This is a genomic window from Saccharopolyspora terrae (assembly GCF_004348435.1).
GTDB classification, from domain to species: domain Bacteria; phylum Actinomycetota; class Actinomycetes; order Mycobacteriales; family Pseudonocardiaceae; genus Saccharopolyspora; species Saccharopolyspora endophytica.
This window is the reverse complement of record NZ_SMKS01000043.1, coordinates 1-25,276: the sequence shown is the minus strand read 5'-3', so window position 1 is coordinate 25,276 and position 25,276 is coordinate 1. Positions and strand designations below refer to the sequence as shown.

Here is a 25,276-nt window from a genome sequence, read left to right as displayed (position 1 = left end):
CTCAGGCGAACTCGTGCATGACGTGCTTGATCCGGGTGTAGTCGTCGAGGCCGTACTTCGAGAGGTCCTTGCCGTAGCCGGAGTGCTTGAAACCCCCGTGCGGCATCTCGGCGACCAGGACCATGTGCGTGTTGACCCACACGCACCCGAAGTCCAGGCCGGCCGTGAGGCGCTGGGCTCGGCCGTGATCGGTCGTCCACACGCTGGAGGCCAGCGCGTAGTCGACGTCGTTGGCCAGGTTCAGCGCCTCCCGCTCGTCGCGGAAGGTCTGCACGGTCAGCACCGGCCCGAAGATCTCCTCCTGCACGACCTCGTCGTGCTGGCGCACGCCGCCGATCACGGTGGGCGCGAAGAAGAACCCGGTGTCGCCGACGCGGTGGCCTCCGGTGAGCACCCGGGCGTGGTCGGGCAGCCCGTCCACGATGGCCCGCACCCGGTCCAGCTGCGCGGCGTTGTTCAGCGGGCCGAACATCGCGTCCACATCGGACGGAGGTCCGCAGCGCCGCGCGGCCGCCCGCTCGACGAGCTCGGTGGTGAACTCCGCGGCCACCGATTCCTCGACGAGCACGCGGGTCGCGGCGGTGCAGTCCTGGCCCGCGTTGAAGAACGCGGCATCGGCGATGCCCTCGGCCGCGGCTGCGAGGTCGGCATCGGCGAAGACCAGCGCGGGAGCCTTGCCGCCGAGCTCCAGGTGCACCCGCTTGACGTCCTGCGCGGCGGCGCGTGCCACCTGCTGTCCCGCTCGCGTCGAGCCGGTGATCGACACCATCGCCGACACCGGGTGGGCCACCACCGCGCGGCCGGTGTCGCGGTCGCCGCAGACCACGTTGAGCACGCCCGGAGGCAGGATCTCGGCGGCCAGCTCGCCGAGCAGCGCGGCGGTGACCGGTGTCGTGTCGGCGGGCTTGAGCACCACGGCGTTTCCCGCCGCCAGGGCGGGAGCCGCCTTCCACACGGCCATCATCAGCGGGTAGTTCCACGGCGCGACCTGGCCGACGACGCCGACCGGTTCGCGCCGCACGTACGAGGTGCGCCCGGGCGAGTACTCCGCCGCCGCTGCTCCGTCCAGGACGCGTGCCGCGCCGGCGAAGAAGCGGATCTGGTCGACCGAGGCCGCGACCTCCTCGGTCCGGGTGGTCTCCACGGGCTTTCCAGTGGTCTCGGTCTCGGCGGCGACGAACTCCTCGGACCGCCGCTCCAGCTCGTCGGCCAACCGCAGCAGCAGCCGCTGCCGCTCGGCCGGAGTGGTGAGCTTCCAGTCCTGGAACGCCCGCGACGCGGACCGGTAGGCGGCGTCGACATCGGATTCCGAGGACAGCGGGGCCGTGCCGAAGACTTCGCCGGTCGCCGGGGCGATCAGGTCGGTGGTCCGCCCGCCTTCGGCCGGGACCGGCTTGCCGTCGATGACGTTGTGAACCGCGCGCATCAGGCACCTCCGTCGGGCAGCACGCTGAGCAGCTCGTAGGCGAGGTGAGCAGCAGCGATCCCGGTGATCTCGGCGTGGTCGTAGGCGGGCGCCACCTCGACGAGGTCGGCGCCGACGAGGTTGAGGCCGTCGAGACCGCGCACGATCTCCAGCAGTTCGCGGCTGGACAACCCGCCCGCCTCGGGAGTGCCGGTGCCCGGCGCGAAACCGGGGTCGAGCACGTCGATGTCGATCGACACGTACACCGGGCGCGTGCCCAGCCGGGCTCGGATCCGGTCGATGATCGTGTCCAGCGGAGTCCTGGCGAAGTCGCGGCAGTGCACCGCTGCGAAGCCCATCCGCTCGCTCTCGTCGAGGTCCAGCCGCGAGTACAGCGGCCCCCGGATGCCCACGTGCATCGAGTGGTCGAAGTCGATGAGCCCCTCGTCGGAGGCCCTGCGGAACGGCGTGCCGTGCGTGTGCGGAGCGCCGAAGTAGGTGTCCCAGGTGTCCAGGTGCGCGTCGAAGTGCAGCACCGCGACGGGACCGTGCCGCTCGTGCTGCACGCGCAGCAGCGGCAGGGCGATGGTGTGGTCACCGCCCACGGTGAGCAGGGTTCGCCGCGTGCCCGACAGGTCCCGGGCGGCGGTCTCGATGGTGTTGATCGCCTCGTCGATGTCGAACGGGTTGATCCCCACGTCACCGGCGTCGGCGACCTGGCGCACCGCGAACGGCTCGGCGTCCAGCGCCGGGTTGTAGGGCCGCAGCAGCCGGGAGCTCTGCCGGACGTGGTTCGGGCCGAACCGGGCGCCCGGCCGGTAGCTGACGCCGGTGTCGAACGGCACGCCCCACACCAGCGCGTCGGCGTCACCGACCTCGCTGAGCCGGGGGAGTCGGGCGAACGTGGTGTCTCCGCCGTATCGGGGGACGCGGGTGGCGTCCACCGGGCCGATGGGTTCGGTCACTTCCGGCCTCCTTCGGACTGAGCGGCCACGATCTCCGCGGCGGCGCGCTTTCCGGACTCGATCGCACCGTCGATGAACGCCCGCCACCGGCGCGCGGTGTGCGAACCGCCGAAGTGCACCCTGCCTTCCGGCTCGCCGACGGCGATCTCGTACCGCGCGAACTGACCGGCCCGGAACGTCGCCCAGGTCCCCCTGTTGAACTCGTCGTTGACCCAGTCGTGCGATTCCGATGCGATCACCTCGGCCTCCGGCGCGAACTCGCGCACCGCGCGCTGCACGTCGCCGAGATCGTCGGCGTCGACCCGGTCGTGCTCCGGGGCGAAGCAGACCAGCACCACACCGTCCTCGGTGGTGCCCATCGCGCCGACGTAGTCGAAGCTGGTTCCCCAGCCGAAGCCGCTGATCTCGGGATCGACGCCGCGGGCCAGCGCCCACACCTTCTGGCCCTGCCCGGCGTGGTTCTCCTCGCTGATCGCCTGCTTCGCGGGGGTGAGCGGTGGGGCGAACTCGATGTCGCGCCAGACGCCGACCGGAGTGGTCATCAGCACCCGGTCGGCCCTCGCGGAGCCGCCGTCGTGCTCGACGGTCACGCCGTCGGCGTCGGCGCTGATCTTGCGGACCGGGCTGGACAGCCGCAGCTCGGCGGCGCCGTCGGCGCGGATCGCCTCGGCCAGCGACACCGTTCCCTCGGCGAAGGTGTGGCCGAGCACGCTGGCCCGCACCATGCCCCACAGCGAGTTGTCCATCGAGGACAGCCACCGCAGGATGTCCAGCGCCGACCCGGTTTCCTCGCTGGCGTTGGCGCAACCGCAGAACCACGAGATGAGCAGTTCCCGGGCGTTGCCGGTCAGGCCGGCGTCGTCGGCCCACTGCCGGATCGGCACGTCCAGATCGGCGAGACCCTGCTCGGACAGCGGTTGTTGCGGGTCGAGCCGGGAGCCGGCTTCGACGAGAGCGCGCAGCGCGTGCTCCAGCGCGCCGTACTGCTCGGGCGGTACGGGCAGCAGCGAGTCGAGCACCCGGCCGTGGTCCGACCAGGTCATGCGGCCGGGAAGTTCGCTGTCGACGACCGGGACGCCGTAGCGCTGCACCTCGCCCCACACGTGGGTCTGCTGCGGGACGATCCACGTGCCGCCCATCTCCAGGCCGAACCCGCCGAGCGCGTCCGGCCGGTACCAGGTCGATCCGCCGATGCGGTCCCTGGCCTCCAGGATCAGCACGCTCTTCCCGGCTTCCCGCAGATCGCGGGCGGCGGTGAGCCCGGAGAACCCGGCGCCGACGACGATGACGTCGTAGTGGTCCATCGCTTGCTTCCTCATCTTTCAGGTGCCTTAGGCGGATGCGGCCTGGGCCGGGACTTCTGGCGTCGCCGCGTCCGGAACCGGTTGCGGGGAACCGATCGTCAGCAGCAGGTAGGCCGCGGCGGTGGTCACCGCAGCCAGCGCGAAGCTCAGGTCGAGGCCGAACGTCCACTCGGTCAGCGGCCCGCGGAACAGGGCGGTGTCGACCGACAGCAGGCCGATCGTCGAGCCGATCGCCCACGCCGCCACGGCTCGCAGGTTCCAGCCACCCGTGAACCAGTAGAGCCCGCCCCGGGAACGCCGGTTGTAGACCTGCAGCGCGTCCGGGTCGTAGCGGCCTCGGCAGCGGTGGAAGCCGATCAGCGTGATCACCGCCCACGGGGCGCCGATGGCGGTCAGCAGCAGCACGAAGGCGGTGACCGCGTCCTCGGCGTCCCACACGAAGTAGCCGAGGAACACCAGGGCCGTCGAGGCCACCGAGGTCAGGATCGTGGCCTGGACCCGGGACAGCGGCGGCAGGATCGCGTCGAGGTCCAAGCCCATGCTGTAGATCAGCGCACCGGCGTTGCCGATCGTGCCGAACACGCCGTTGAGCAGCAGCGGGATCAGGAACCACACCGGTGCTGCCGCCACCAGCGGCCCGACGTAGTCGTCGGCGGCGCCGGAGGCGAACGCGGTGAACGTGCCGAACAGCTGCGGCACGAGCAGACCCAGGACCATGCCCACCGCCGAGGCGACGAACACCGACGGGCCCGAGTAGCGCCTGGGCGAGACGTAGCGGCTGTAGTCGCCGAGCAGCGTGATGAAGGCCATCGGACCGCTGAGCCCCGCCGCGACCGCCGAAAGCGCCCACGTGGTCCAGAAATCGCCCATCGCGTACCCGGCGTCGGTGACCGGTGCCGTGCTGAACTTCCCGGCGTAGGCGACGATGCCCAGCGCCATGAGCGCCAGCGTCCCGGCCGCCACCCACTTGCTCATCCGCGTGAGCAGCCGGTACCCGAAGATCGCGATGAGCACCGACAGCACCGCCAGCACCGCGTAGGCGGCGGAGAAGCTGGCGCCCCCGTCGGGAAAGCCGAACAGCCGGTGCAGCGGGCCGACGATCGCCGCTCCGCCCGTCCACACCGTCAGGGCCGCGTAACCCAGCGACAGCAGCAGCCCGATCATCGAGCCGATGAGCCGGCCCCGGACGCCGAACGTGCCGCCGCTGCTCGTCGAGAGGTTGGTGGCGGTGCGGAACGACACCAGGGCCAGCGGTGCGACCAGCACGGTCCCCAGCAGCGTTCCGGCGACCATCGAGGCGATCGCCGGCCAGAACTCCAGCCCGAACGACGCGGGCAACCAGCCGAAGATGACCACGCCGAGACACATGTTGGAACCGAGCAGGATTCCCGCGACGTCGCGCGGTCGGCCGGTGCGGTCGGATTCCGGGATGGTGTCGACCCCGTGCTTCTCGATACCCGAGTCGCGCCGCGTCTCCGGATGCATCAGCGCATGACCTCCTGTGAGGGCTCCCCTCGGCCGTCGTTGGCCGTGGCTCCCGCACAGAGTGGTCGACCTCACCCGGGATCGGATAGTGACCGATCCTCCGAAGTCGAGAGGTGTCGTTGGACGATCGCACAACGCCGGTGTGCGATTCGCGGGTCAGCCCTGGTGCAGGCCGCGCAGGGCCAGGTAGAGGTCCACGCGGTCCGAGGTGCGCGACAAGCTGCGACCGGTCAGCTCCTCGACCCGGCTCATCCGGTGCCGGAGCGTGTTGATGTGCACGTGCAGGCGCTGCGCGGCCTCCTGCCAGCGGCCCCCGGCGTCGAGGAACACCGCCAGCGAGGGCAGCAGGTCTCCGCCGCGGCTCTCGTCGTGGTCGAGCACCGGGCCGAGCAGTGCCCTCGCCGTGGCCGTCAGCAGTTCCGGGTCCTGCACCGACAGCAGCAGCGCCGGACTGCTCAGCTGGTCGTGCGTCATCCAGCCGCCGTCGGCGCGCGAGGAGGTCGCCTCGGCGGCGTGGGCGGCCTGCAGCAGGCTCACCCGCAGCTCACCGGCTCCGCCCGGCTTGCCGACACCGACGTGCACCACCTCGCCGGACTCGGCGAACGCGTCGTGGACGCGGCGGGCGAGCTCGGTCTCGGTACCGCGCACGTGCGCGAAGGCGGCCACCTCGCGGCCCCGCTGCACCGCGATGCCGTCGGTGGCCAGCAGCTCGCCCAACCGCACCGAGTGCGCGGCCGGATCCCGGCTGCGCAGCACGACCGCCGCGAGCGGCCCGTCCGGCGGCAGCCCCAGCGAGTGCAGCCGGGTGCGCACGGCAGCGGTGTCGACGGTGGCGCTGTGGACCCACTCGAACAGCTCCCAGCAGTACCGGACCTCGGTGGCGCGCACCGCCCGCACGCGTTCGATCTCCATGGCGATGAACGGCATCGCCTGCACCACGGCCGCGTGCTGCTCGACGTCCAGCTCGTCCATCGGTCGGGGCAGCAGGAGCTCCGCGTCGGCCAGTCCCTCTCCGACGAGGGGCAGCGGATGGCTGGGGTGGGGCTCCTCGCCCTCGATCAGCCCGCCACCTCCGCGCACCGCCACCGGTTGCCCGAGCTGACCGGCCAGGGTGCGCAGCACCGTCTCGACGCCGCGCTGGACGCGCAGCGCGGCGACGATCGCGTCGTGCTGGCCGAGGTGGCGCCGCAGCGGGCGCTCCCACTCCGCCCGCTTGGTGTTGACGAACGCTTCGACGATCTGCAGGAAGGCGACGTCGACCGGGACGACGAAGCAGGTCAGACCGCGTTCCCGGGCGGCGTCGATGAAGTCCTCGGGCACCGCGGTCTCCGGCGGCACGATCCCGAACCCGACAGCGGCGACGTCGGCCTCGACGAGGTCGTCGACGAACGCCTCGGCGGTGATCCCGGCCGAACGCCACACGCCGGCGGTGAGCACGACCTCGCCGCCGCGCAGGAACCTCCCCGGGGCGCGCACCTCGATCGTGTGGACCCAGCGGATGGGCCGGTCCACCTGACCGCGCACCCGCACCTCCAGCGCGAGTTCGGGGGTGCGCAGCAGATCGTCGACTCGCAACCGGCAACCTCCGCAACTCCGACCGACCGGGCTCCCAAGACGAGCGCCGACCCGCCGGTTATACCTCGAACCGGCCCCACCTCACCGGAACCGGCCCTGGCCGGACCTCCGCGGAGATCCGGCCAGGGCTCAGCGGGCTCTACCAGGCGAGGCTGAGGTACTGGGTCTCGGTGAACTCGTGGAGGCCTTCGTGGCTCCCCTCCCGGCCGAGCCCGCTCTGCTTGGTGCCGCCGAACGGGGCGGAGGGGTCGGAGACGACGCCCCGGTTGATGCCGACCATCCCGGCGTCGATGTGCTCGGCCAGGTCCACGGCACGCTGGAGCTCACCGGCGAAGACGTAGGCGGCCAAACCCATTTCGGTGTCGTTGACGGACCGCAGCAGCTCGTCCTCGTCGTGCCAGGTGACGACGGGCGCCACGGGACCGAAGATCTCCTCGCGCACGACGCGCGCGTCGGCGGGCACGTCGGTGAGCACGGTCGGGGCCAGGAAGAACCCCGGGCCGTCCGGGACGTCGGAGCGAGCGGCGACGCGGGCACCGCGCGCGAGCGCGTCGTCGACCAGCGCGGTGATGTCGGCGACGGCCTTCGAGCTGATCAGCGGGCCGATCTGGTTGCCCGGGTCGTCGGCGGGGCCGACGCGCAGGGCTTCGACCTCTTTGCCAAGTCGCGCGGTGAACTCCTCGACGACGTCGGCGTGCACGTAGAACCGGTTGGCGGACACGCAGGCCTGCCCGCCGCCCCGGAACTTCGCGACCATCGCGGCCTCCACGGCCGCGTCGAGGTCGGCGTCGGCGGTGACGACGAACGGTGCGTTCCCGCCGAGCTCCATCGAGGTGTTGACGACCCGGTCCGCGGCCTGGTGCAGCAGCAGTCGGCCGACCCGGGTCGAGCCGGTGAAGGACAGCTTGCGGACCCGCGAGTCCGCCAGCCACGTGCCGACGACCGCGGCGGCGTCATCGGTCGGGACGAGGTTGACGACCCCGTCCGGGACACCGGCCTCGGCGAGCAGCCGGGTGATCGCCAGCGCGGTCAGCGGCGTCTCCGCAGCGGGCTTGAGCACCACGGTGCACCCGGCGGCCAGCGCGGGCCCGATCTTGCGGGTCGCCATGGCGGCGGGGAAGTTCCACGGCGTGACCAGCGCGGCCACGCCCACCGGCCGGTAGGTCACCAGGGTGCGGGCGCCTCCGGCGGGCGCGGTCGAGTAGCGGCCCTCCGCGCGCACGGCTTCCTCGGCGAACCAGCGGAAGAACTCGGCGGCGTAGGTGACCTCGGCGCGCGCGTCGGCCACGGACTTGCCGTTCTCCGCGGTGATCAGCCGGGCGAGCGCCTCGTGGTCGCGGTGCATGAGCTCGTAGGTGCGTCGCAGCACGTCGGAGCGCTCCCGGGGTGGCGTCGCCGCCCAGGACGCGGCAGCGGCGGAGGCGGCGTCGACGGCGGCGGTGGCATCGTCGGCCGAGCCGTTGGCGACGGTGGCCAGGACGTCGGTGGTGGCGGGGTCGACGACGTCGAACCGGCCCGCGCGACCGGCCTGCCACCGCCCCGCGATGTGGAGCGCGCGGTCGGTGTCGAGGGTGTCGGGGGAGAGCACGTGATCGTCCTTTCAGGATCGGAGGTCGGCGAACGCGGCGGAGAGCACGTCGAACGCCTCGTGGAGCAGTTCGTCGCTGATGGTCAGCGGCGGCAGGAAGCGCAGGACGTTGCCGTGGGTTCCGCACACCAGGACGATCACGCCCTGGGCGTGCGCGGCGGACGCGACCGCGCGGGCGAGCTCGGGGTCGGGTGCCGCCGTCGTCGGATCGACGAGCTCCACGGCCAGCATCGCGCCCCGGCCCCGCACGTCGCCGATGCGCGGGTCGGCGTCGCGCATGCGGGAGAGCCGGGGCAGGGCGAGCGCTTCGATGTCGCGGGCGCGCTGGATCAGCCCGTCCTCGGTGATCGTGTCGATCGTGGCCAGCGCCGCCGCGCAGGCCAGCGGGTTGCCGCCGTAGGTTCCGCCGAGTCCGCCCGCGTGCGCGGCGTCCATGATCTCGGCGCGCCCGGTGACCGCCGCCAGCGGCAGACCGTCGGCGATGCCCTTGGCGCTGACCAGCACGTCCGGGACCACGCCCTCGTGCTCGCTGGCGAACATCGCACCGGTGCGCGCGAACCCGGTCTGCACCTCGTCGGCGATGAGCACCACGCCGCGGCTGCGGCACCACTGCTGCAGCGCGGGCAGGAAACCGGGGGCGGGCACGATGAACCCGCCCTCCCCCTGGATCGGCTCGATGATCAGCGCCGCGAGGTTGTCCGAACCGACCTGCTTGTCGATGACGTCGATGGCGCGGCGCGCGGCCTCCTCGCCGTCGACGTCCGGGCCGTCGCGGAACGGGTAGGACAGCGGCGCGCGGTAGACCTCGGGGGCGAACGGGCCGAAGCCGTGCTTGTAGGGCATCGCCTTGGCCGTGAGCGCCATCGTCAGGTTCGTGCGGCCGTGGTAGGCGTGGTCGAAGGCCACGACCGCCGACCTCCCGGTGGCGGCGCGGGCGATCTTCACGGCGTTCTCGACGGCCTCAGCACCCGAGTTGAACAGCACCGAGCGCTTCTCGTGCGTCCCGGGAGCCAGCCGGTTGAGCCGTTCGGCCACGGCGACGTAGCCCTCGTAGGGGGTCACCATGAAGCAGGTGTGGGTGAACTCCCGCACCTGCTGCTCGACGGCGTCGATCACGCGGGGCGCGCTCGCCCCGACGGTCGTGACGGCGATGCCGGAGCCCAGGTCGATGAGCACGTTGCCGTCGACGTCCTCGACGACACCACCGGCGGCGCGCGCGGCGAACACCGGCATCGTGGTGCCGACGCCTCGGGCGATGGCGGCTTCCTTGCGCGCCATGAGCGCGCGCGAACGGGGGCCGGGGATCTCGGTCACGAGGTGGCGGTTCTGGTGAGGACCCGTGTCGGGAATGGCGGTCATGGACCCCATCCTCGGCACGCGAGGGCATGCCGTCGAATGCCTGTTTCGCACGCCACCTAGTACGTGCAGGCATACTCGCAGGTGTGGAGCTGCGCAGCATGAGGTATTTCGTGGCCGTCGCCGAAGCGGGCACCGTGAGCGAGGCCGTCAAGCGGGTGCACGTGACCCAGCCGGCGTTGTCCCGGCAGATCCGCCTGCTCGAACGCGAGCTGCGGGTGACGTTGTTCGACCGCCGGGAGGGCAGGCTGGAGCTCAGCGCGGCCGGTCGCGGATTCCTGCCCGTCGTGCGCGACGTGCTGCACCGCGCCGATGCCGCCACCGCGGCCGCCGAGTCGCTGGCGGCGGGACGGCTGGTGCACCTGACGATCGCGGCCAGCCCCACCACGCTGACCGACGTCGTCGCCCCGTTCCTGGCCACCTTCGGGCCGCAGGACCCGCTGCCGACCGTGCAGGAGTCGAGCGGGCCGGAAGCCCTCGACCGCTTGCGGCGTGGAGCGGATCTCGCGATCGTCTCCCAGCAACCACCGGCGCTCTGGAGCACGCGGACGCTGGCGGTCCTGCCGCTGTGGGCCTACGTGCCGCGCGACCACCCGTGGGCCGGCCACGAGACCGTCGACCTCGACGAGCTCGCCGGGCAACCGCTGGTCGTGCTGGACCCGACATTCCGGCCGCGCCAACTGCTCGACCAGGCCCTGGCCGAGGGCGGGCAGGCGCTGGCCGACCCCGTCGAGTGCGGCAACGCGCAGGTCGCCCAAGCGCTCGCGGCCGCGGGCCGCGGCATCGCGGTCGTCTCGGACGACCCGCGCTTCGACCTGCACGGCCTGCGCATCACCCAACCCGGAGGCGATCACCTCAGCATCACCCTCCACGCGGCGTGGGACCCCGGCCACCACGCGGCCGCGTCGCTGAGCGCCCTGGCGGAACGCCTCGAGATCTTCTGCCGGACCCGCTACCCCCACCCCTGATCCGGCCCAGCGGCGGGGGATTCCCCTACCGGTCGGCCGATTCCGGGTAGTGCGCTGCGGTGGTTCCGCCGAGCGGCATGGGGTCGAGGCCGAGCTTGCGGTGGTCCCAGGAGCGGGTGCGGTGGACGTCGATGCGGACGGCGACGCGCTTGTGCAGCATGTGCTCCACGAACGGCTTCACCTCCTCGCTGTAGGGCCCGTGGTAGCGCTCCCACATGCTGACGCCCACGGCCCACAGCGCGTCGGGGTCGTCGACGATCTCCGCGCGCCCCTCCAAGGAGACGCCGCGCAGCACGTCGTAGGTGAGGCCGTCCTCGATCAGGACGGTGACGCGCGGGTCGCGGCCGATGTTGACCGCCTTCTGAGCCTTGGCCTTGGTCTCGAACCAGATCACGCCGTCGATGAGCGCGAACCACATCGCCACGGCGTGCGGGTGCCCGTCGGCCCCCAGCGTCGCCAGCGTCGCGGTGCGGCGGGTGGCCATGAACGCCGAGATCTCCTCGGGCGTCATCTGGACCTGCGCTCGTTGCTTGGCCATGCGAATCCTCTCTCGTGCTGGAGCGTCCCCACGTCGACGCCTGACTGCTGGGCCGATGCGGCCGGGTTCTTCGAAACCCCTGCGCCCGTCCGGGTTTCCGCCGGGGCTGCGGGTGGGTCACTTGATCAGCGGATCGCGGGGCAGTCCGAGGATGCGCTCACCGATCTGGTTGCGCTTGATCTCGCTGGTGCCGCCCGCGATGGACAGCCCGCGGTGCAGCAGGGCCAGCGCACCGCTGAACGCGCCGGGCCCGTCCAGGTAGACCGCCTCGGGCCCGCTGAGGGCGTTCATGATGGCCGCGGCCTCGTGACCCAGTTCGGAGAGCACGAGCTTGGTAATGGCTCCCTCGGGTCCCGGTTCGCCTCCGGCGACGGCGCGGTGCGCCGAGCGCACGTTGAGCATCTCCATCGCGTGGTGCTCGGCGGCGTACCGGCCGATGCGGACGGCGCCGCCGGTGAGCCGGTCGGGGTGCTCCTCCAGGTGCGGGACCATCGCCGAGGCCGGGGTGGACATGGTGCCCTGACCGCCGCCGATGCTGACGCTCTCGTTGCCGAGCGTGGCCCGCGCGACGGTCCACCCGCCGTTGATCGGGCCGACGACGTCCTCGTCGGGGACGAAGACGTCCTGGAAGAAGACCTCGTTGAACTCCGAGGCACCGGAGGGCATCCTGATCGGCCGCACGTCCACGCCGTCGGCCCGCATGTCGATGACCATCATCGTGATGCCCTGGTGCTTGGGCACCTCGGGATCGGTCCGCACGGTCGCGAAGCCCTTGCCCGCCTTGTGCGCGCCGCTCGTCCAGACCTTCTGGCCGTTGACGAGCCATCCGCCGTCGACGCGCGTCGCGCGGGTCTTGATCCCGGCGGCGTCCGATCCGGCGGCCGGTTCGCTGAACAGCTGGCACCAGATGACGTCCTGGCGCAGCGCGGGTTCGACCCACCGGCTGACCTGCTGCTCGGTGCCGTGCTGGATGAGCGTGAGGATGACCCAGCCGGTGATCCCGTAGTGGGGGCGCTTGACCCCGGCCGCCGCGAACTCCTGCTCCACCACGAGCTGTTCGACGGCGCCCGCCGCCCGGCCGTAGGGCTCGGGCCAGTGCGGCATCACGTAGCCGGTCTCGATGAGGCGTTGCTTCTGCTGGTCTTCGGGCAGTGCGGCCAGTTCTTCGGCGATGGCGCGGACTTCCGCGCGCAGGTCCTCGGCCTCGGGCGGCAGCTCGACGGTCCGGGCCCGGGTGACGCCCTGGCGGGTGAGCGCGGTGACCTCGGTGGCGGCGTCGTCGGCCGACAGGGTCGCGAGCAGCGTCGTCGCGCGTCGCACGTAGAGGTGCGCGTCGTGCTCCCACGTGATGGCGATGCCGCCGTGCACCTGGGTGGTGAGGTTGGCGCACAGGTCCGCCGCGGGCGCGGCCAGCGCGGCGGCGGCCGCGGCGGCGAAGGCGAGCTGGTCACCGCCGGTCGATGCGGCCCGGGCGGCGTCCCAGACGGCGCTGGTGGCCAGCTCCGTGGCCACGGCCATGTTGGCGCAGTGGTGCTTGACGGCCTGGAACGTGCCGATGACGCGCCCGAACTGCTCGCGCTCCTGGGCGTAGGCGGCGGCGAGCTCGGTGCACTCGCGGGCGACGCCGACGGCCTCGGCGGACAGGATCACGCGGGCCAGTTCGACCAGCGCTCGACGTCCCCCGGCCAGGACCGCGGCCGGTGCGCCGTCCAGCGAGATCCGGGCCGAGCGGCGGGACGGGTCCAGGTTGGCCGGTACCTCCACGGTCACGGCGTCGCCGACCTCGACGACCACGACGTCGTCACCGGACGGCAGCACGAGCAGCCGCGCCAGGCCGCCGCCGAGCACGGCCGGCGCCGATCCCGAGGCGGTCCCGCCGGAGACCTCCAGCCGGGAGTCGAGCGCGATACCGGCGGGCACCGACCCGTCGGCCAGGCCGGGCAGGAACCGCCGCTTGGTCTCCTCGTCGCCGACGGCATCGATCACGGCGGAGGCGATCGCGGTCGGCGCGAACGGTCCGGGCGCCACCGACCGCCCCATCTGCTCGGCGACGACCGCGGTCTCCGCGAGCCCGAACCCCGCGCCGCCGTGCTCCTCGGGCAGGTGCAGCCCCAACCAGCCCAGGTCGGCCGCCTCCTGCCAGAACGCGGGAAGGGATTCGGATTCGGATTCCAGCAGCGCGCGGCAGGCACCACGTGCCTCGCGCCGCGCCAGCAGGTCGGAAGCGGTCTCAGCCAGCAGCCGGTGATCCTCGTTGATCGCGATCGACATGCCTGAAGCCTAGGTTCACAAACGCCCCCAGCCCACCCGGGAGAGCGATCGGATCTCGCGGACCGCATCACGGCTGTCGGGCGCTGCGACTGCGAGAACGACCGGTGAGCGACAGTCCACTGTGGCCTGACGAGAAGCGTTGTGATCCAAGTCTCAGTGGTGCTGAATCGACTCCACCGTTGATCAGCCGGCAGCAGACTGGGGCGGCGGGCGTGAGATGTGGTTGGTGGAGTGCCGCCGGTTCATCCGCGTTGTGGGGCCTCGTGCATCTGGACGTGCAATCGACCAGGAGGATCGCATGGACTTCGGCGTGTTCATCCCGATCGGCAACAACGGCTGGCTGATCTCCGAGAACTCCCCCCAGTACAAGCCCTCCTTCGAGCTGAACAAGCGGATCGTGCAGGAGGCCGAGCGGCAGGGATTCGCCTTCGCGCTGTCGATGATCAAACTGCGCGGTTTCGGCGGCAGGACCGAGTTCTGGGACCACAACCTCGAATCGTTCACGCTGATGGCGGGCCTGGCCGCCGTCACCGAGCGCATCAAGCTCTACGCCTCCACAGCGGTGCTGACGCTGCCGCCCGCCCTCGTGGCGCGCATGGCCACGACCATCGATTCCATCGCACCGGGCCGCTTCGGCATCAACATCGTCTCCGGCTGGGCGAAGGCCGAGTACGAGCAGATGGGGTTGTGGCCGGGGGACGACTACTTCGGCCACCGCTACGACTACGCCACCGAGTACGTCCAGGTCATGCGCGATCTGTGGGAGCACGGGACCTCGACGCTGGACGGCCGCTTCTTCCAGATGGACGACTGCCGCCTGGAGCCGCGTCCCGCCGGCGCGATCGACGTCGTGTGCGCCGGCCAGTCCGACCGCGGCATGCGGTTCTGCGCCGAGATGGGCGACTACAACTTCATCCTCAACCCGGGCGTGAACACGCCGGGGACCTACGAGGAGCCGGTCCGCCGGTTGGCCGCGCACGCCGCCGAGACCGGCCGCGACGTCGGGTCCTTGCCGCTGTTCATGCTGATCATGGACGACACCGACGAAGCCGCCCGGGCCAAGTGGGAGTCCTACCACGCGGGCGCGGACGTGGCGGCCCTCGGATACATGTCCGACCAGGGAGCCCAGGACACCTCGGCCGACCCGACCGGAACCGCGCGCACGATCAACCTCCCCGAGGGTGCCATCAACCTCAACATGGCGACCCTGGTCGGCTCCTACGAGACCGTCGCCCGCCACCTCGACGAGGTCGCCAAGATCCCCGGTGTGAAGGGCATGATGTTCACCTTCGACGACTTCGAACGCGGGGTCCGCGACTTCGGCGAGAGGGTCAAGCCCCTCCTGGGCTGAGCGGCCTCCCAGGGGAGGCCGCCCGAGCGCTCAGAGGCGTTCGACGAGGGTCGCGTTGGCCATGCCGCCGCCCTCGCACATGGTCTGCAGGCCGTACCGGCCGCCGGTGGCCTGCAGCTGGTTGACCAGCGTCGTCAGCAGTCTCGTGCCGGAGGCGCCGAGCGGGTGGCCGAGCGCGATGGCCCCACCGCACGGGTTGAGCCGGGCCGGGTCGGCGTCGAACTCGCGCTGCCACAGCAACGGCACCGGCGCGAACGCCTCGTTGACCTCGTAGGCGTCGATCTCGTCGATCGACACCCCCGCGCGGTCCAGCAGCTTGCGGGTGGCCGGCACGACGCCGGTGAGCATGAGCAGCGGATCGCTGCCGGTGACGGCGAAGCTGTGGAACCGGGCCTTCGGTTGCAAGCCGAGGGCCGCGGCCTTGGCCTCGCTCATGATGAGCACCGCTGACGCGCCGTCGGTCAGCGGCGAGGAGTTGCCCGGCGTGATCCGCCAGTCGATCTCGGGGAAGCGCCTTGCCAGCTCCTCGTCCGCGAACGAGGGTCGCAGGCCCGCGAGCCCGTCGGCGGTGGTCGACGCGCGCACGGTCTCGTCGGTGCTCACGACGTGCTCCGTGCCGTCCGCGCCGGTCACCGCCACCGGCAGGATCTCGTCGTCGAACGCGCCGGAGGCGGCGGTCTGCGCGGCGCGGGCGTGGGAGCGGGCGGAGAACTCGTCGAGCTCCTCGCGGCCGAACTTCCACCGCGCCGCGATCAGCTCCGCCGAGACGCCTTGGTTCACCAGGCCTTCGGGGTAGCGGGCCGCCATCGACGGGCCCCTGGGGTTGGTGCCCATCGGCGTGGTACCCATCGGCACCCGGCTCATCGACTCCACGCCGCAGGCGATCACCACGTCGTAGGTGCCCGCGAGGACGCCTTGGGCGGCGAAGTGCGCGGCCTGCTGACTCGAACCGCACTGCCGGTCGATGGTCGTGGCGGGCACCGACTCCGGGAAACCGGCTCCCAGCACGGCGTTGCGGGTGATGTTGAGCGCCTGCTCACCGGCTTGTCCGACGCAGCCGCCGATGACGTCGTCGACCGCGCCGGGGTCGATGCCGGTGCGCTCGACGAGTCCGCGCAGCGTGCGGGTGAGCAGTTCGGCGGGGTGGACGCCCGAGAGCTGCCCACCGAGTTTGCCCTTGCCTGACGGGGTTCTGATCGCGTCGACGATGACGGCGTCCATGGCGCTCCTCCTCCGAAGTCCACTTAACGGTCGCTAAGCAGGCGCGGGGTGTCAATACGACGAACGCTTGGTTACTTATCGCTCGCTCAGTATGCTGCCGTCCGGTTGCTCGGTCGACATGTGAGGAGTCGGAAAGTGGACATCGAAGGTGCTGTCGCGCTCGTGACCGGGGGTGCGTCCGGGCTGGGCCTGGCGACGGTCGAGGAACTGCACGGCCAGGGCGCGAAGGTCGTCATCGTCGACCTGCCGTCCTCCCAGGGCGAGGCCGTGGCCGCCGAGCTCGGCGACGGCGTCGTGTTCGCCGCCGCCGACGTCACCGACGAGGAGCAGGTGACCGCGGCGCTCGACGCCGCCGACGGGCTGGGGTCGTTGCGGATCGCGGTGAACTGCGCGGGCATCGGCAACGCCGCCAAGACCGTCGGCAAGAAGGGCGCCTTCCCGCTCGCCGACTTCACCAAGGTCATCAACGTCAACCTCATCGGCACCTTCAACGTGCTCCGGCTTGCCGCCGAGCGCATGTCCCGGACCGAGCCGGTCGGCGAGGAGCGCGGCGTCATCGTCAACACCGCTTCGGTCGCCGCGTTCGACGGGCAGGTCGGCCAGGCCGCCTACTCCGCCTCGAAGGGCGGCATCGTCGGCATGACGCTGCCCATCGCGCGGGACCTGGCGAGCCTGAAGATCCGGGTGACGACCATCGCCCCGGGCCTGTTCCACACCCCGCTGTTCGCCGCGCTGCCCGACGAGGCCGTCGCCTCGCTCGGCGCGCAGGTCCCGCACCCGTCGCGGCTCGGCGAGCCGAGCGAGTACGGGTCCCTGGTGCGCCACGTCGTCGAGAACCCCATGCTCAACGGGGAGACCATCCGGCTGGACGGGGCCATCCGGATGGCACCTCGATGAGCGCGCGTTCCTGACCCGTGTGCGCCACCCGCGCCGCCACGCACGCACGAGGTCAGGAACAGGCTCGATGAGGCTCGACCGAACCGGCCGGTGCCCGTCACCGGCCGGTAAGGTCACCGGCAGGCGGGGAGAGGGAGAGACGTGATGGCTCAGGCGAGTGCGGCGAAGCCGGACGCCGCGTCCGGGTGGCGGGATTTCGGGCCGCTCGAACTGACCCCCATCCTCGACGCCGCGGTGGACGAGTTCCGCGAGAGCGGGTTCCACGGCGCGACCGTGCGCCAGATCGCTCGCCGGGTCGGCATGACCGTTCCCGCGCTGTACTACCACCACGAGAACAAGGAAGGGCTGCTCGTCGCCCTCCTCGAACTGGGCACCAGCGAGGTGGCCTGGCGCGTGCGCGCCGCCGCGCGCGAGGCCCCGGGGTCACCGCGCGATCAGTTCGTGAACGTCATCGAAGCCATCGTGCTGCACATGACCTACCGGTTCCGGCTGGCCGCGCTCGACAGCGAGACCCGGTACCTGTCGCCGAGCAACCGGCGCCGCTACAGCGCCCGCCGCAAGACCGTGGAGACCGTCCTCACCGAGGTCATCGAAACGGGCAGTCGCGAGGGCACCTTCACCATCGCCGACCCGGTGGAGACCTCCCGGGCTCTGCTGGGCATGTGCCAGTCGGTCGCTCGCTGGTACCACGCCGACGGCCCGCTGAGCCCCGAGGAGATCGCGGCCCGCTACGTCGACATCGCCCTGATGACGGTCGGCGCGCACCCCCGCCTGCAGCGCTGAGCCGCCGGGTTCACCTCGGCGTGGTGCCGCCGTCCGCGGTGGTTCGCCTGGGCGTTCCCCGTGCGACATCGGAGGAAGACCCCTTCATCTGAATCCCACGGACGTCTCATGTGGCGTCCCTAGCTTTCTCCTCGTCGGCAGCTCGGTGATCGCACCGTGCTCAGCGAGAGGAAGCGAAGGCATCATGAGCGTCTCCACCGGTGTCGGACCAGCCGTTGCGAATCCTGTTCCTGCGCAAGGGGTCTCATCCGAGGTGCAGCCCGATCGGTTGCGCCGGCTGAAGAAGGCCTACACCACTCGTTCGGTCGCAGCGCGCATCGAGGCCGCACCGCGCGGATACGCGCTGCTCGACGGGCCCGACGTGGTTCCGCGTCCGGGCGATGTCGTGCTGGCGCGCGTCGAGCGGCTCGGCATGCACACGCGGCTGGAGAGCCCGGTGAGCCGGCGCCAGGCGCTGTTCGCGGGGGACGAGGTGCTCGTCGCCTACGGCCACCGGTACGCCCCCGACCAGTTCGAGGCCGAGGTGCCCGACGACCTGCGGCCGGTCCACCTCGTCGCGGCCGGGGGAGTGGCGGCGGTGGTGACCGCCAAGCACGCCAAGATTTCCGACGCGACCGTCCTGCAGCCGCTGGGCCTGCTCGCCGACGCGCGCGGAGTCGTGACGCTCTCCCGCTGCGCGCCTCGCGCGCTCACCCCGGAACCATCCCCGCGCGTGGACGGACCGACGGTGATCGCCGTGCTCGGCACGTCGATGAACTCCGGCAAGTCCACCGCCGTCGCTTCGCTCGTCCGCGGCCTGGTGCGATCGGGGTTGCGGGTGTGCGCGGGGAAGGCGACCGGAACAGGTGCTGGCGGGGATCCGAACAGCTTCGCCGACGCCGGTGCCGCCGCGGTCCTCGACTTCACCGACTTCGGTTTCCCCACCACGTTCCGGCTGGAGCACGACCAGGTCCGGGCGCTCCTGCTGTCGGTGGTCGACGGCCTGTCCGGGCCGGACGTCGACGTGGTCGTCGTCGAGATCGCCGACGGCCTCCACCAGCGCGAAACCGCCGCACTGGTGGCCGATCCGGTGTTCTCGCGAGTGGTCGACCACGTCGTGTTCGCCGCCGACGGCGCGGCCGGGGCCATCGGCGGCGTGGAGCTGCTGCGGCGCCGAGGAGTGCCGGTCGCCGCGGTGAGCGGGGTGCTGACCTCGGCGCCGCTGGCGATGCGGGAGGTGAGGTCTGCGCTGGAGGTTCCCGTCGTCGAGACTTCCGCGCTCACCGAGCCCGACGTGCTCAAGGGCGTGCTGTGAGCGACAGGATGCCGCGGCTGCTGACCGGAAGCCGCCGAGGGCTGTTCGCGCTGCTCGTGTGCGCGGGATTCGGTCAGGCGGCGCTGGCCGGGACGACCGCGATCAGCATGCCGCGCCTGCTGCAGGCGGCCCCGGGCGAGAGGTGGTTCTGGCTCGCGATCATGCTCGCGACGGTGGGCTGCGTGGGCGGAGTGCGGGTGGCCGAGTGGGTGCTGGCCGAGAAGCTCGGTCAGGACTACGTCCACGAACTCCGCATCGGGCTGCTCACCGCCGCGCTCGCCGAGGGACGGCGACCCTCGCTGGGGACCACGATCGCCCGCGCCACCAACGACCTCTCGGCGGTCCGCAACTGGATCGCCTGGGGCATCGCGCCGATGGCGGGCGGAGTGCCGCTGATCGCGGGCGTGCTCGTGGTGCTCGTGGTGCTCGCGGCGCTGCACCCGGCGCTGGCGGCGGCCGTGGTGACGCCGATCCTCGCGCTGGGCGCCGTGCTCGGGCTGCTCGCGCGGGTGGCCTACGCGCGGGCGAGGACGGTGCGCCAGGCGCGCGGACGCCTGGCGGCGCAGGTCAGCGACGCGGTCGCGGCGGAGCCGGCGATCCGCGCGGGTGGTGGCGTGCACCGCGAGCTCAAGCGCATCGACAAGCTCAGCGGGAGGGTGCGCGCGACGGCCGTGCGCCGCGCGCGGGTGGCCGGATACCTGCGCGGGGCGGCGGTGTCGGCCGCCGCGTTCGCCACGCTCGGCGTGGTCGTCGTCGGCACCGGCGTCGGGATCCCGCACGCGCTGATCGCCACCGCGATCACCGTCGTCGGCGTGCTGGTCGCGCCGGTGCACGACCTCGGCCGGGTCGTGGAGTACCGGCAGTCCTACCTGGCGGCGCGGCGGGTCCTGGCTCCCGCCCTGGCCCGGCACCGGCCGGAGCCGCGAGCCGTCCCGGTGGGGGAGGTCCGCGCGCCGGCCGAGGTCCACGTCCACGAGCTCTGGGTCGATGGGGCTGCACCCGGACTGGCCGCGGCGCCGGGTGCCCGGGTGGTGCTGCGGGGGAGCCCGGAGCGGGTCTCGGCGGTCCTCGGCTTGCTGGTCGGGATCGGGACGACCGCGCGCGGCTGGGTGCGCGTGTCCGGTCACTACCTCGACGACCTCCCGGCGGTCCAGCGCCGCCGCCACGTGGGCTACGCCGCCCGGGGACTGGCATTGGAGCGCGGCACGATCGCCAGGGCGGTGCGGTACCGGCGACCCGAGCAGGAGGGCGCCGTGATGCCCGACCTCGACGCGGTCGGGCTCGGCGAGCGCGTCCGCGCTCTTCCCGACGAGGAGCGGACGAAGCTGCGCCGAGGCGGTGAACCGCTGTCGATCCCCGAACGCGCCCGGCTGCAACTGGCCCGCGCCCGCCACAGGACGCCACCGCTGCTGGTCCTCGACCACATCGACGACGAACTGGGCGCGGGAGGAACCGACCTGCTGCGGACCTTGCTCGCCGACTACCCGGGCGTGGTGGTCCTGGCGACCGACGCCCCGGAGCGCATCGTCCCGGATCACCAGGTGTGGGAGCTGACTCCCGGTTCCCAGCACGTCGTGGTGGCAGGGTTCTCCCGTCGGGGCGGGGAGCTCAGAACTCCCGGTTGACCACGAGGTGGGCCACCTCCTCGATCCGCTCCGCCGCCCCCGGGCGGTGCTCGGCGCGGCGCGCGGCCGAAAGCGACTCGGACATCAGCCCTTCGGCCTCCGACCGGCTCCACTCCCGGCCGCCGGCCTTCTCCACGAGCAGGGCCAGCTGTTCGACCTCGGTGTCGGTCAGCTCCTGCTGGGAGGAGTACAGGGACGCCAGCTGCTGACCCGCGTCCGTCCCGGAGTTCAACGCCGCGACGACCGGGAGGCTCTTCTTGCGGGCGCGCAGGTCGGCGTGCACCGGTTTGCGGGTCACGGCCGGGTCGCCCCAGATCCCCAGCAGGTCGTCGACGTGCTGGAAGGCCAGCCCCAACTTCTCGCCGAAGGACTTCAGGTCGTGGCGCTGCTCGGCGGAGGCTCCACCGAGCAGCGCGCCCAACTCGCAGGCGGCCCCGATGAGCGCGCCGGTCTTGCTGCGGGCCATGTCCTCCACATCGGACACCGCGACGTTCGTGGCGTTCTCGAACGCCAGGTCCGACGTCTCGCCCTCGATGAGCGCGGTCGTGGCCTCGTGCAGGACGCGCACGGCTTCGGCTCCGCATCCGGCGAGCACCCGGTAGGCCAGGGACAGCAGCGCGTCCCCGGCCATGATCGCCGGGCCGAGGCCGAACGCAGCCCAGGCCGTCGGACGTCCCCGCCTGGCGGCGTCCCGGTCGAGAACGTCGTCGTGCAGCAACGAGAAGTTGTGCACGAGCTCCACCGCGACCGCGGCCGGAACCGCCGCCGTTGCCGTGCCGCCGACCACTTCGGCCGACAGCAGCACCAGGGCTGGGCGGACCGCTTTGCCCGACGCCTCGTCGCCGGGTTCACCGCGCTCGTCCCAGAAACCGAGGTGGTAGCCGCACACGTGCCGCATCTCGTTCGGCAGGCCGGAAATCGCCTGTCTCATCGCGGGGTCGAACAACTCTCGGGACCACCGCAACGAATCCACTACCGATGTCGCCATCACCAGATGATCTTGTCAGCGCCGACGCCGCGACGGGAACCGGCGACCGCGCATTGGTGCGATTTTTACGCCGGACAGAGATGGTCGTTGCGACATTGAGGGGACTCGGAATTCTGCGGTGAAAGGAAGCAAGCAATTGCTTACACGCGGCGCAGGTGCCGGATGTCAGTGTTCGGAATATTCCAAAATGGAGAACAGGCAGGTCCGCACGCCTGCAACCGGACGTGCGGGGCCCCATTTCTGGACATGCCAGTTCTGTAATCACCGCAGGTGGCAGCCTCTCGATTGGCATATACCAGTGTTTCAGTCGAAAACTAACGGCGTGAGTTCATCACGGAACAGAATCTTTCGGATCTCCGTGGGGATGCAATGTTGATCTTCCGAATGGAGATGAATGGAACGCCGTTCGGCGAATTTCCAGACTTGCCGGTTCCGAATTGATTCCCAGCTGCGGTTTTGCATTGCGCTGAGGATCGGGTGGTATCTCTCCGCCACTGTTCGGACTAGTGGTTCGCCGTCGTGCGGGCGATTCATCGTCCTGAAACGCCCCCGGTATGGTCCGCCCGGCAACAGGACGGATGGGTGTCTCGAAACATCCTTCGCGCCTGGCAAGTTCGGTTTTCACGGAAAGAAGTCGGCACAGGTCTCCAGCTTCACTGCGATGTAACTCTTCTCTCGCGGAGCGCATTCGCGAACATCCTGGGCCTGCAAGCGTTCTGGAACGCGGCGTGGGGATGTTCGTGCGATCCGTCGTGCCCGGAAAGCGGCACCGAGTGGCCGAGCGGATCGATGCTGCTCGCGTGGAGGGAGTTCGCGGTCGTGGCCTGTGGCGACGTTGAGAGGAGTCTCTGGATGGAAAGCCCTGCCACGAAAGCGGAAACCGAGGAGAAGCCCGGACTGGGCCGCCGTCGGTTCCTCACCTACCTGGCGGCGGCGCCCACGCTGACCGTCGTCGGGAAGATGCTGGCCGAGGGCGAGGCGGCCGCCGCCTCGTTCGCCCCGAACCAGCTGCCGGTACCGCCGATCGCGGACCTGTTCGACATGGGTGACGCGATCAACCTCCTGGCCACCCCCACCTTCGGGCAGCTGCGCCTGGGCATCAGCGAGAACAACGAGGTCTGGTTCGAGCTGCCCAAGACCGAGGTGGGGCAGGGCATCAACACCGCGGTCGCGATGATCCTGGCCGAGGAGTTCGACGCCAAGCCCACCGACATCGCCATCACGCACTCCGACGCGCGTCCCGAGCTGTCCTACTCGCAGGTCACCGCGTTCTCCACCTCGGTGCGCGTGCTGCGCAAGCCGCTGGCCTCGATGGCGGCGGCCGGCCGGGCACGGCTGGTCACCGCTGCCGCCAAGCGCTGGGGCGTCCCGGCCGGTCGGCTGTCCACGAAGGACACCTGCGTCTACGCGCCGGACCGGCGCAAGCTCACCTTCGGCGAGCTGTCCAAGGAAGCGGCGAAGGTCGCGATCCCCGCGGTCCCGGCGACGCCGAAGCCGCCGGAGCGCTACCACATCGTGGGCAAGCCGCTGAACCGCTTGGACGCCAACGACATCGTCACCGGCAAGGCCTCCTACATCTCCGACACCAAGATCCCCGGCTCCGTCGTGGCCGTGGTGGTGCGCCCGCCGACGATCGGCGGCACCGTCGCCTCCTACGACGACTCGGCAGCACGCGCCATGCCGGGAGTCGCCGCCGTCGCCCAGATCCCCACCGGCATCGCGGTGTGCGCGGAGAACACCTGGCAGGCCATGGAAGCTGCCAAGAAGGTGAAGGTCACCTGGGAAGACGGCGCGGCCGCCGCCAAGTCCGATGTGGACATCGCCGCGGTGCTGAAGGAGAAGGCGGGCAGCGCGGCCGACGTCGTGAGTCCCGACGGCGGTGAGTTCGACGAGCGCTTCGACTTCGCCTTCACCAGCCACGCGCCGATGGAGACCGGTTTCGCCGTCGCGGACGTGCGCGTCGGCCACGCCGAGGTGTGGTGCTCCTCGCACGTCCCCATCGAGGTGCAGAAGCTCGTCGCCGACGAGCTGAACCTGACCACCGCCGACGTCACGGTGCACGTCAAGCGCGCAGGCGGGTCGTTCGGCCGCAACTGCCACATGGACGCGCCGCTGGAGGCGGCGCAGGTCTCGCGGGCGACCGGCAAGGTCGTCAAGCTCTTCTGGACCCGCGACGACGACACCCGGCACGGGCGCATGCGCCCGGCCACCCACCAGCGGGTTCAGGCGTCCGTGCGCGCGGGCAAGGTGCGCTCCTTCCACCACCGGGTCTCCGGCGCGTGGACCGACCTCACGCACGGTCTCGGCGACATCGTGTTCACCGCGCTGATGGAGATGGGCAAGCCCGCCAAGGAGGCGGTGGCCGACGTCGTCATCGGCGTCACCCAGACCGTTCCCTACGAGTTCGGCCTCGCCACGGTCTCGGGCACCGAGACCGACGTGAAGCTGCCCAACACCGGTGTGATGCGGGGCGTGCACTCGGTGGCCTACCGGGTCGCCGAGGAGATCACGGTCGACCAGATCGCCGAGCACCTGGGCAAGGACCCGGTCGAGTTCCGGCTGGAGTCGCTCAAGGACGACCGCACCAAGGCGGTGCTGCGCAAGGTCGCCGCCGAAGGCCGGTGGGGGAGGGCGATGCCGCGGGGCCACGCGCAGGGCGTCGGCATCCACCAGGAGTACAAGTCGACGACCGCGACGCTGGTCGAGATCGACGCGACGGACCCGAAGAAGCCGCGCGTGACCGAGGCGTACGTGGCCATCGACCCCGGCCGCGCGATCAACCCGCGCGGGGTGGAGGCCCAGATGCAGGGCGGGCTGATGGACGGCATCAACACCGTCCTCTACGCGGGCCTGCACATCGACGGCGGCGCGGTGCGCGAAGGCAGCTTCGCCGACTTCCGGGTGGCCCGGCAAGCGCAGGCGCCGTTGCGGACCGAGGTCTTCATCATGCCGCCCACCGGTGAGCCCGGTGGTGTCGGCGAGATCGCCGTTCCCGCCTCGGCCGCCGCGGTCGCCAACGCCTACGGCCGCGCCACCGGAACCGTCCCCCGCCAGTTCCCGATCAACAACTAGAGGAGAGCTCGCATGCCCCAGTACTCGATCACGGTCAACGGGGAGGACGTCGAGGTCGACGTCCCCGCGGACATGCCCCTGCTGTGGGTGATGCGCGACGAGCTGCGCATCACCGGCCCGAAGTACGGCTGCGGTGTCGGCGTGTGCCGCGCCTGCACCTGCCTGATGGACGACGAGGAAGTCCAGACCTGCGTGGTCAAGGCCGCCGACGCCGACGGCACCGAGGTCACCACCATCGAGGGCCTGGCCGACGGCGACGAGCCGCACCCGGTGCAGCAGGCGTGGATGGACCAGGACGTCGCGCAGTGCGGGTTCTGCCAGCCCGGCCAGATCATGGCCGCCGTCGCGCTGATCAACGACAAGGGCGACGAGGTGACCGACGCGGACATCGACGGCATCGAGAACGTCTGCCGCTGCGGCACTTACGGACGGATCCGAGCCGCGATCAAGCAGGCCGCGCAGGCCTAGTAGTGCTTTGTTAGGTCGGTAATCGGTGGATGTGTTGATGGCAGGTGGGGCAGGTGCCGGACCAGGTGGCGAGCAGGGTTTGTAGCTCGCGGATGATCTTGTAGAGGGTCAGGCTGCCCCAG

At 71.3% G+C, this 25,276-nt stretch carries 19 protein-coding genes; 8 read left to right on the top strand and 11 right to left on the bottom strand.

Annotated features, from left to right (window positions below; translation table 11 throughout):
* Position 1: 1 nt before the first annotated feature.
* The 7 genes from E1181_RS21500 to gabT all read right to left on the bottom strand — a co-directional run bounded on the left by E1181_RS21500 (position 2) and on the right by gabT (position 9,681).
* Positions 2-1,426, bottom strand: a complete 1,425-nt coding sequence (locus E1181_RS21500) for an aminobutyraldehyde dehydrogenase (protein ID WP_132677449.1) — start codon at positions 1,424-1,426, stop codon at positions 2-4.
* Positions 1,426-2,370: an agmatinase gene (speB, locus tag E1181_RS21495; protein WP_132677448.1), complete on the bottom strand. Its 945-nt coding sequence runs from the start codon at positions 2,368-2,370 to the stop codon at positions 1,426-1,428. The genes E1181_RS21500 and speB overlap by 1 nt, the downstream gene beginning before the upstream one ends.
* Complete coding sequence (locus E1181_RS21490; RefSeq protein ID WP_235876933.1) at positions 2,367-3,689, bottom strand: flavin monoamine oxidase family protein; 1,323 nt, start codon at positions 3,687-3,689, stop codon at positions 2,367-2,369. The genes speB and E1181_RS21490 overlap by 4 nt, the downstream gene beginning before the upstream one ends.
* Before the next feature lie 12 nt (positions 3,690-3,701).
* Positions 3,702-5,159, bottom strand: coding sequence for a purine-cytosine permease family protein (locus E1181_RS21485; RefSeq protein ID WP_132677446.1), 1,458 nt, complete (start codon positions 5,157-5,159; stop codon positions 3,702-3,704).
* A 156-nt stretch (positions 5,160-5,315) separates the two neighbouring features.
* Positions 5,316-6,734: a PucR family transcriptional regulator gene (locus tag E1181_RS21480; protein ID WP_132677445.1), complete on the bottom strand. Its 1,419-nt coding sequence runs from the start codon at positions 6,732-6,734 to the stop codon at positions 5,316-5,318.
* 139 nt (positions 6,735-6,873) lie between these two features.
* Positions 6,874-8,322, bottom strand: coding sequence for an NAD-dependent succinate-semialdehyde dehydrogenase (locus tag E1181_RS21475; protein ID WP_132677444.1), 1,449 nt, complete (start codon positions 8,320-8,322; stop codon positions 6,874-6,876).
* Positions 8,323-8,334: 12 nt separating this feature from the next.
* Complete coding sequence (gene gabT / locus E1181_RS21470; protein ID WP_132677443.1) at positions 8,335-9,681, bottom strand: 4-aminobutyrate--2-oxoglutarate transaminase; 1,347 nt, start codon at positions 9,679-9,681, stop codon at positions 8,335-8,337.
* A 98-nt stretch (positions 9,682-9,779) separates the two neighbouring features.
* Here gabT and E1181_RS21465 point away from each other — a divergent pair, with 98 nt between their 5' ends.
* A complete protein-coding gene (locus tag E1181_RS21465) occupies positions 9,780-10,646 on the top strand; it encodes a LysR family transcriptional regulator (RefSeq protein ID WP_235876932.1) in 867 nt (288 codons plus the stop codon).
* Positions 10,647-10,671: 25 nt separating this feature from the next.
* Here the strand turns inward: E1181_RS21465 and E1181_RS21460 are convergent, their stop codons facing one another.
* Both E1181_RS21460 and E1181_RS21455 read right to left on the bottom strand, forming a co-directional pair.
* The gene (locus E1181_RS21460; protein ID WP_165944708.1) at positions 10,672-11,184 is read right to left on the bottom strand and encodes a pyridoxamine 5'-phosphate oxidase family protein; all 513 of its coding nucleotides are present in this window, start codon (positions 11,182-11,184) and stop codon (positions 10,672-10,674) included.
* A gap of 117 nt (positions 11,185-11,301) precedes the next feature.
* Entirely contained in the window at positions 11,302-13,455 is a 2,154-nt protein-coding gene (locus E1181_RS21455) for an acyl-CoA dehydrogenase (protein WP_132677441.1), read from the bottom strand.
* Between the two features lie 298 nt (positions 13,456-13,753).
* On the opposite strand from E1181_RS21455, the gene rutA reads away from it, so the two are divergent.
* Positions 13,754-14,806 (top strand): pyrimidine utilization protein A, encoded by a 1,053-nt coding sequence (gene rutA / locus E1181_RS21450; RefSeq protein WP_132677440.1) that lies wholly within the window; start codon positions 13,754-13,756, stop codon positions 14,804-14,806.
* 30 nt (positions 14,807-14,836) lie between these two features.
* On the opposite strand, the gene E1181_RS21445 is transcribed toward rutA, so the two are convergent.
* Positions 14,837-16,027 (bottom strand): thiolase family protein, encoded by a 1,191-nt coding sequence (locus E1181_RS21445; protein WP_132677439.1) that lies wholly within the window; start codon positions 16,025-16,027, stop codon positions 14,837-14,839.
* Positions 16,028-16,162: 135 nt separating this feature from the next.
* Between E1181_RS21445 and E1181_RS21440 the strand changes: the two genes are divergently transcribed.
* The 4 genes from E1181_RS21440 to E1181_RS21425 all read left to right on the top strand — a co-directional run bounded on the left by E1181_RS21440 (position 16,163) and on the right by E1181_RS21425 (position 20,626).
* Positions 16,163-16,924: a 3-hydroxyacyl-CoA dehydrogenase gene (locus E1181_RS21440; protein WP_132677438.1), complete on the top strand. Its 762-nt coding sequence runs from the start codon at positions 16,163-16,165 to the stop codon at positions 16,922-16,924.
* Between the two features lie 144 nt (positions 16,925-17,068).
* Entirely contained in the window at positions 17,069-17,707 is a 639-nt protein-coding gene (locus E1181_RS21435) for a TetR/AcrR family transcriptional regulator (protein ID WP_132677437.1), read from the top strand.
* Between the two features lie 253 nt (positions 17,708-17,960).
* Positions 17,961-19,001 (top strand): DUF1611 domain-containing protein, encoded by a 1,041-nt coding sequence (locus E1181_RS21430; protein WP_132677436.1) that lies wholly within the window; start codon positions 17,961-17,963, stop codon positions 18,999-19,001.
* Entirely contained in the window at positions 18,998-20,626 is a 1,629-nt protein-coding gene (locus E1181_RS21425) for an ABC transporter ATP-binding protein (RefSeq protein ID WP_132677435.1), read from the top strand. The genes E1181_RS21430 and E1181_RS21425 overlap by 4 nt, the downstream gene beginning before the upstream one ends.
* Here E1181_RS21425 and E1181_RS21420 read toward each other — a convergent pair.
* Entirely contained in the window at positions 20,610-21,557 is a 948-nt protein-coding gene (locus E1181_RS21420; protein ID WP_235876931.1) for a polyprenyl synthetase family protein, read from the bottom strand. The genes E1181_RS21425 and E1181_RS21420 overlap by 17 nt on opposite strands.
* Positions 21,558-22,466: 909 nt before the next feature.
* On the opposite strand from E1181_RS21420, the gene E1181_RS21415 reads away from it, so the two are divergent.
* Together E1181_RS21415 and E1181_RS21410 are read left to right on the top strand one after the other, a co-directional pair.
* Positions 22,467-24,686, top strand: a complete 2,220-nt coding sequence (locus E1181_RS21415) for a xanthine dehydrogenase family protein molybdopterin-binding subunit (RefSeq protein ID WP_132677433.1) — start codon at positions 22,467-22,469, stop codon at positions 24,684-24,686.
* Between the two features lie 12 nt (positions 24,687-24,698).
* The gene (locus E1181_RS21410; RefSeq protein ID WP_132677432.1) at positions 24,699-25,154 is read left to right on the top strand and encodes a (2Fe-2S)-binding protein; all 456 of its coding nucleotides are present in this window, start codon (positions 24,699-24,701) and stop codon (positions 25,152-25,154) included.
* Positions 25,155-25,276: the final 122 nt, after the last annotated feature.

What these genes read in the sequence shown, in the direction of transcription:
- E1181_RS21465 (WP_235876932.1), top strand. Translation starts at nt 9,780, where the DNA reads ATGAGGTATTTCGTGGCCGTCGCCGAAGCGGGCACCGTGAGCGAGGCC.
- E1181_RS21415 (WP_132677433.1), top strand. Translation starts at nt 22,467, where the DNA reads ATGGAAAGCCCTGCCACGAAAGCGGAAACCGAGGAGAAGCCCGGACTG.
- E1181_RS21500 (WP_132677449.1), bottom strand. Translation starts at nt 1,426, where the DNA reads ATGCGCGCGGTTCACAACGTCATCGACGGCAAGCCGGTCCCGGCCGAA.
- E1181_RS21410 (WP_132677432.1), top strand. Translation starts at nt 24,699, where the DNA reads ATGCCCCAGTACTCGATCACGGTCAACGGGGAGGACGTCGAGGTCGAC.
- E1181_RS21445 (WP_132677439.1), bottom strand. Translation starts at nt 16,027, where the DNA reads ATGGACGCCGTCATCGTCGACGCGATCAGAACCCCGTCAGGCAAGGGC.
- E1181_RS21485 (WP_132677446.1), bottom strand. Translation starts at nt 5,159, where the DNA reads ATGCATCCGGAGACGCGGCGCGACTCGGGTATCGAGAAGCACGGGGTC.
- E1181_RS21455 (WP_132677441.1), bottom strand. Translation starts at nt 13,455, where the DNA reads ATGTCGATCGCGATCAACGAGGATCACCGGCTGCTGGCTGAGACCGCT.
- gabT (WP_132677443.1), bottom strand. Translation starts at nt 9,681, where the DNA reads ATGACCGCCATTCCCGACACGGGTCCTCACCAGAACCGCCACCTCGTG.
- rutA (WP_132677440.1), top strand. Translation starts at nt 13,754, where the DNA reads ATGGACTTCGGCGTGTTCATCCCGATCGGCAACAACGGCTGGCTGATC.
- E1181_RS21420 (WP_235876931.1), bottom strand. Translation starts at nt 21,557, where the DNA reads ATGAGACAGGCGATTTCCGGCCTGCCGAACGAGATGCGGCACGTGTGC.
- E1181_RS21490 (WP_235876933.1), bottom strand. Translation starts at nt 3,689, where the DNA reads ATGAGGAAGCAAGCGATGGACCACTACGACGTCATCGTCGTCGGCGCC.
- E1181_RS21460 (WP_165944708.1), bottom strand. Translation starts at nt 11,184, where the DNA reads ATGGCCAAGCAACGAGCGCAGGTCCAGATGACGCCCGAGGAGATCTCG.
- E1181_RS21435 (WP_132677437.1), top strand. Translation starts at nt 17,069, where the DNA reads ATGGCTCAGGCGAGTGCGGCGAAGCCGGACGCCGCGTCCGGGTGGCGG.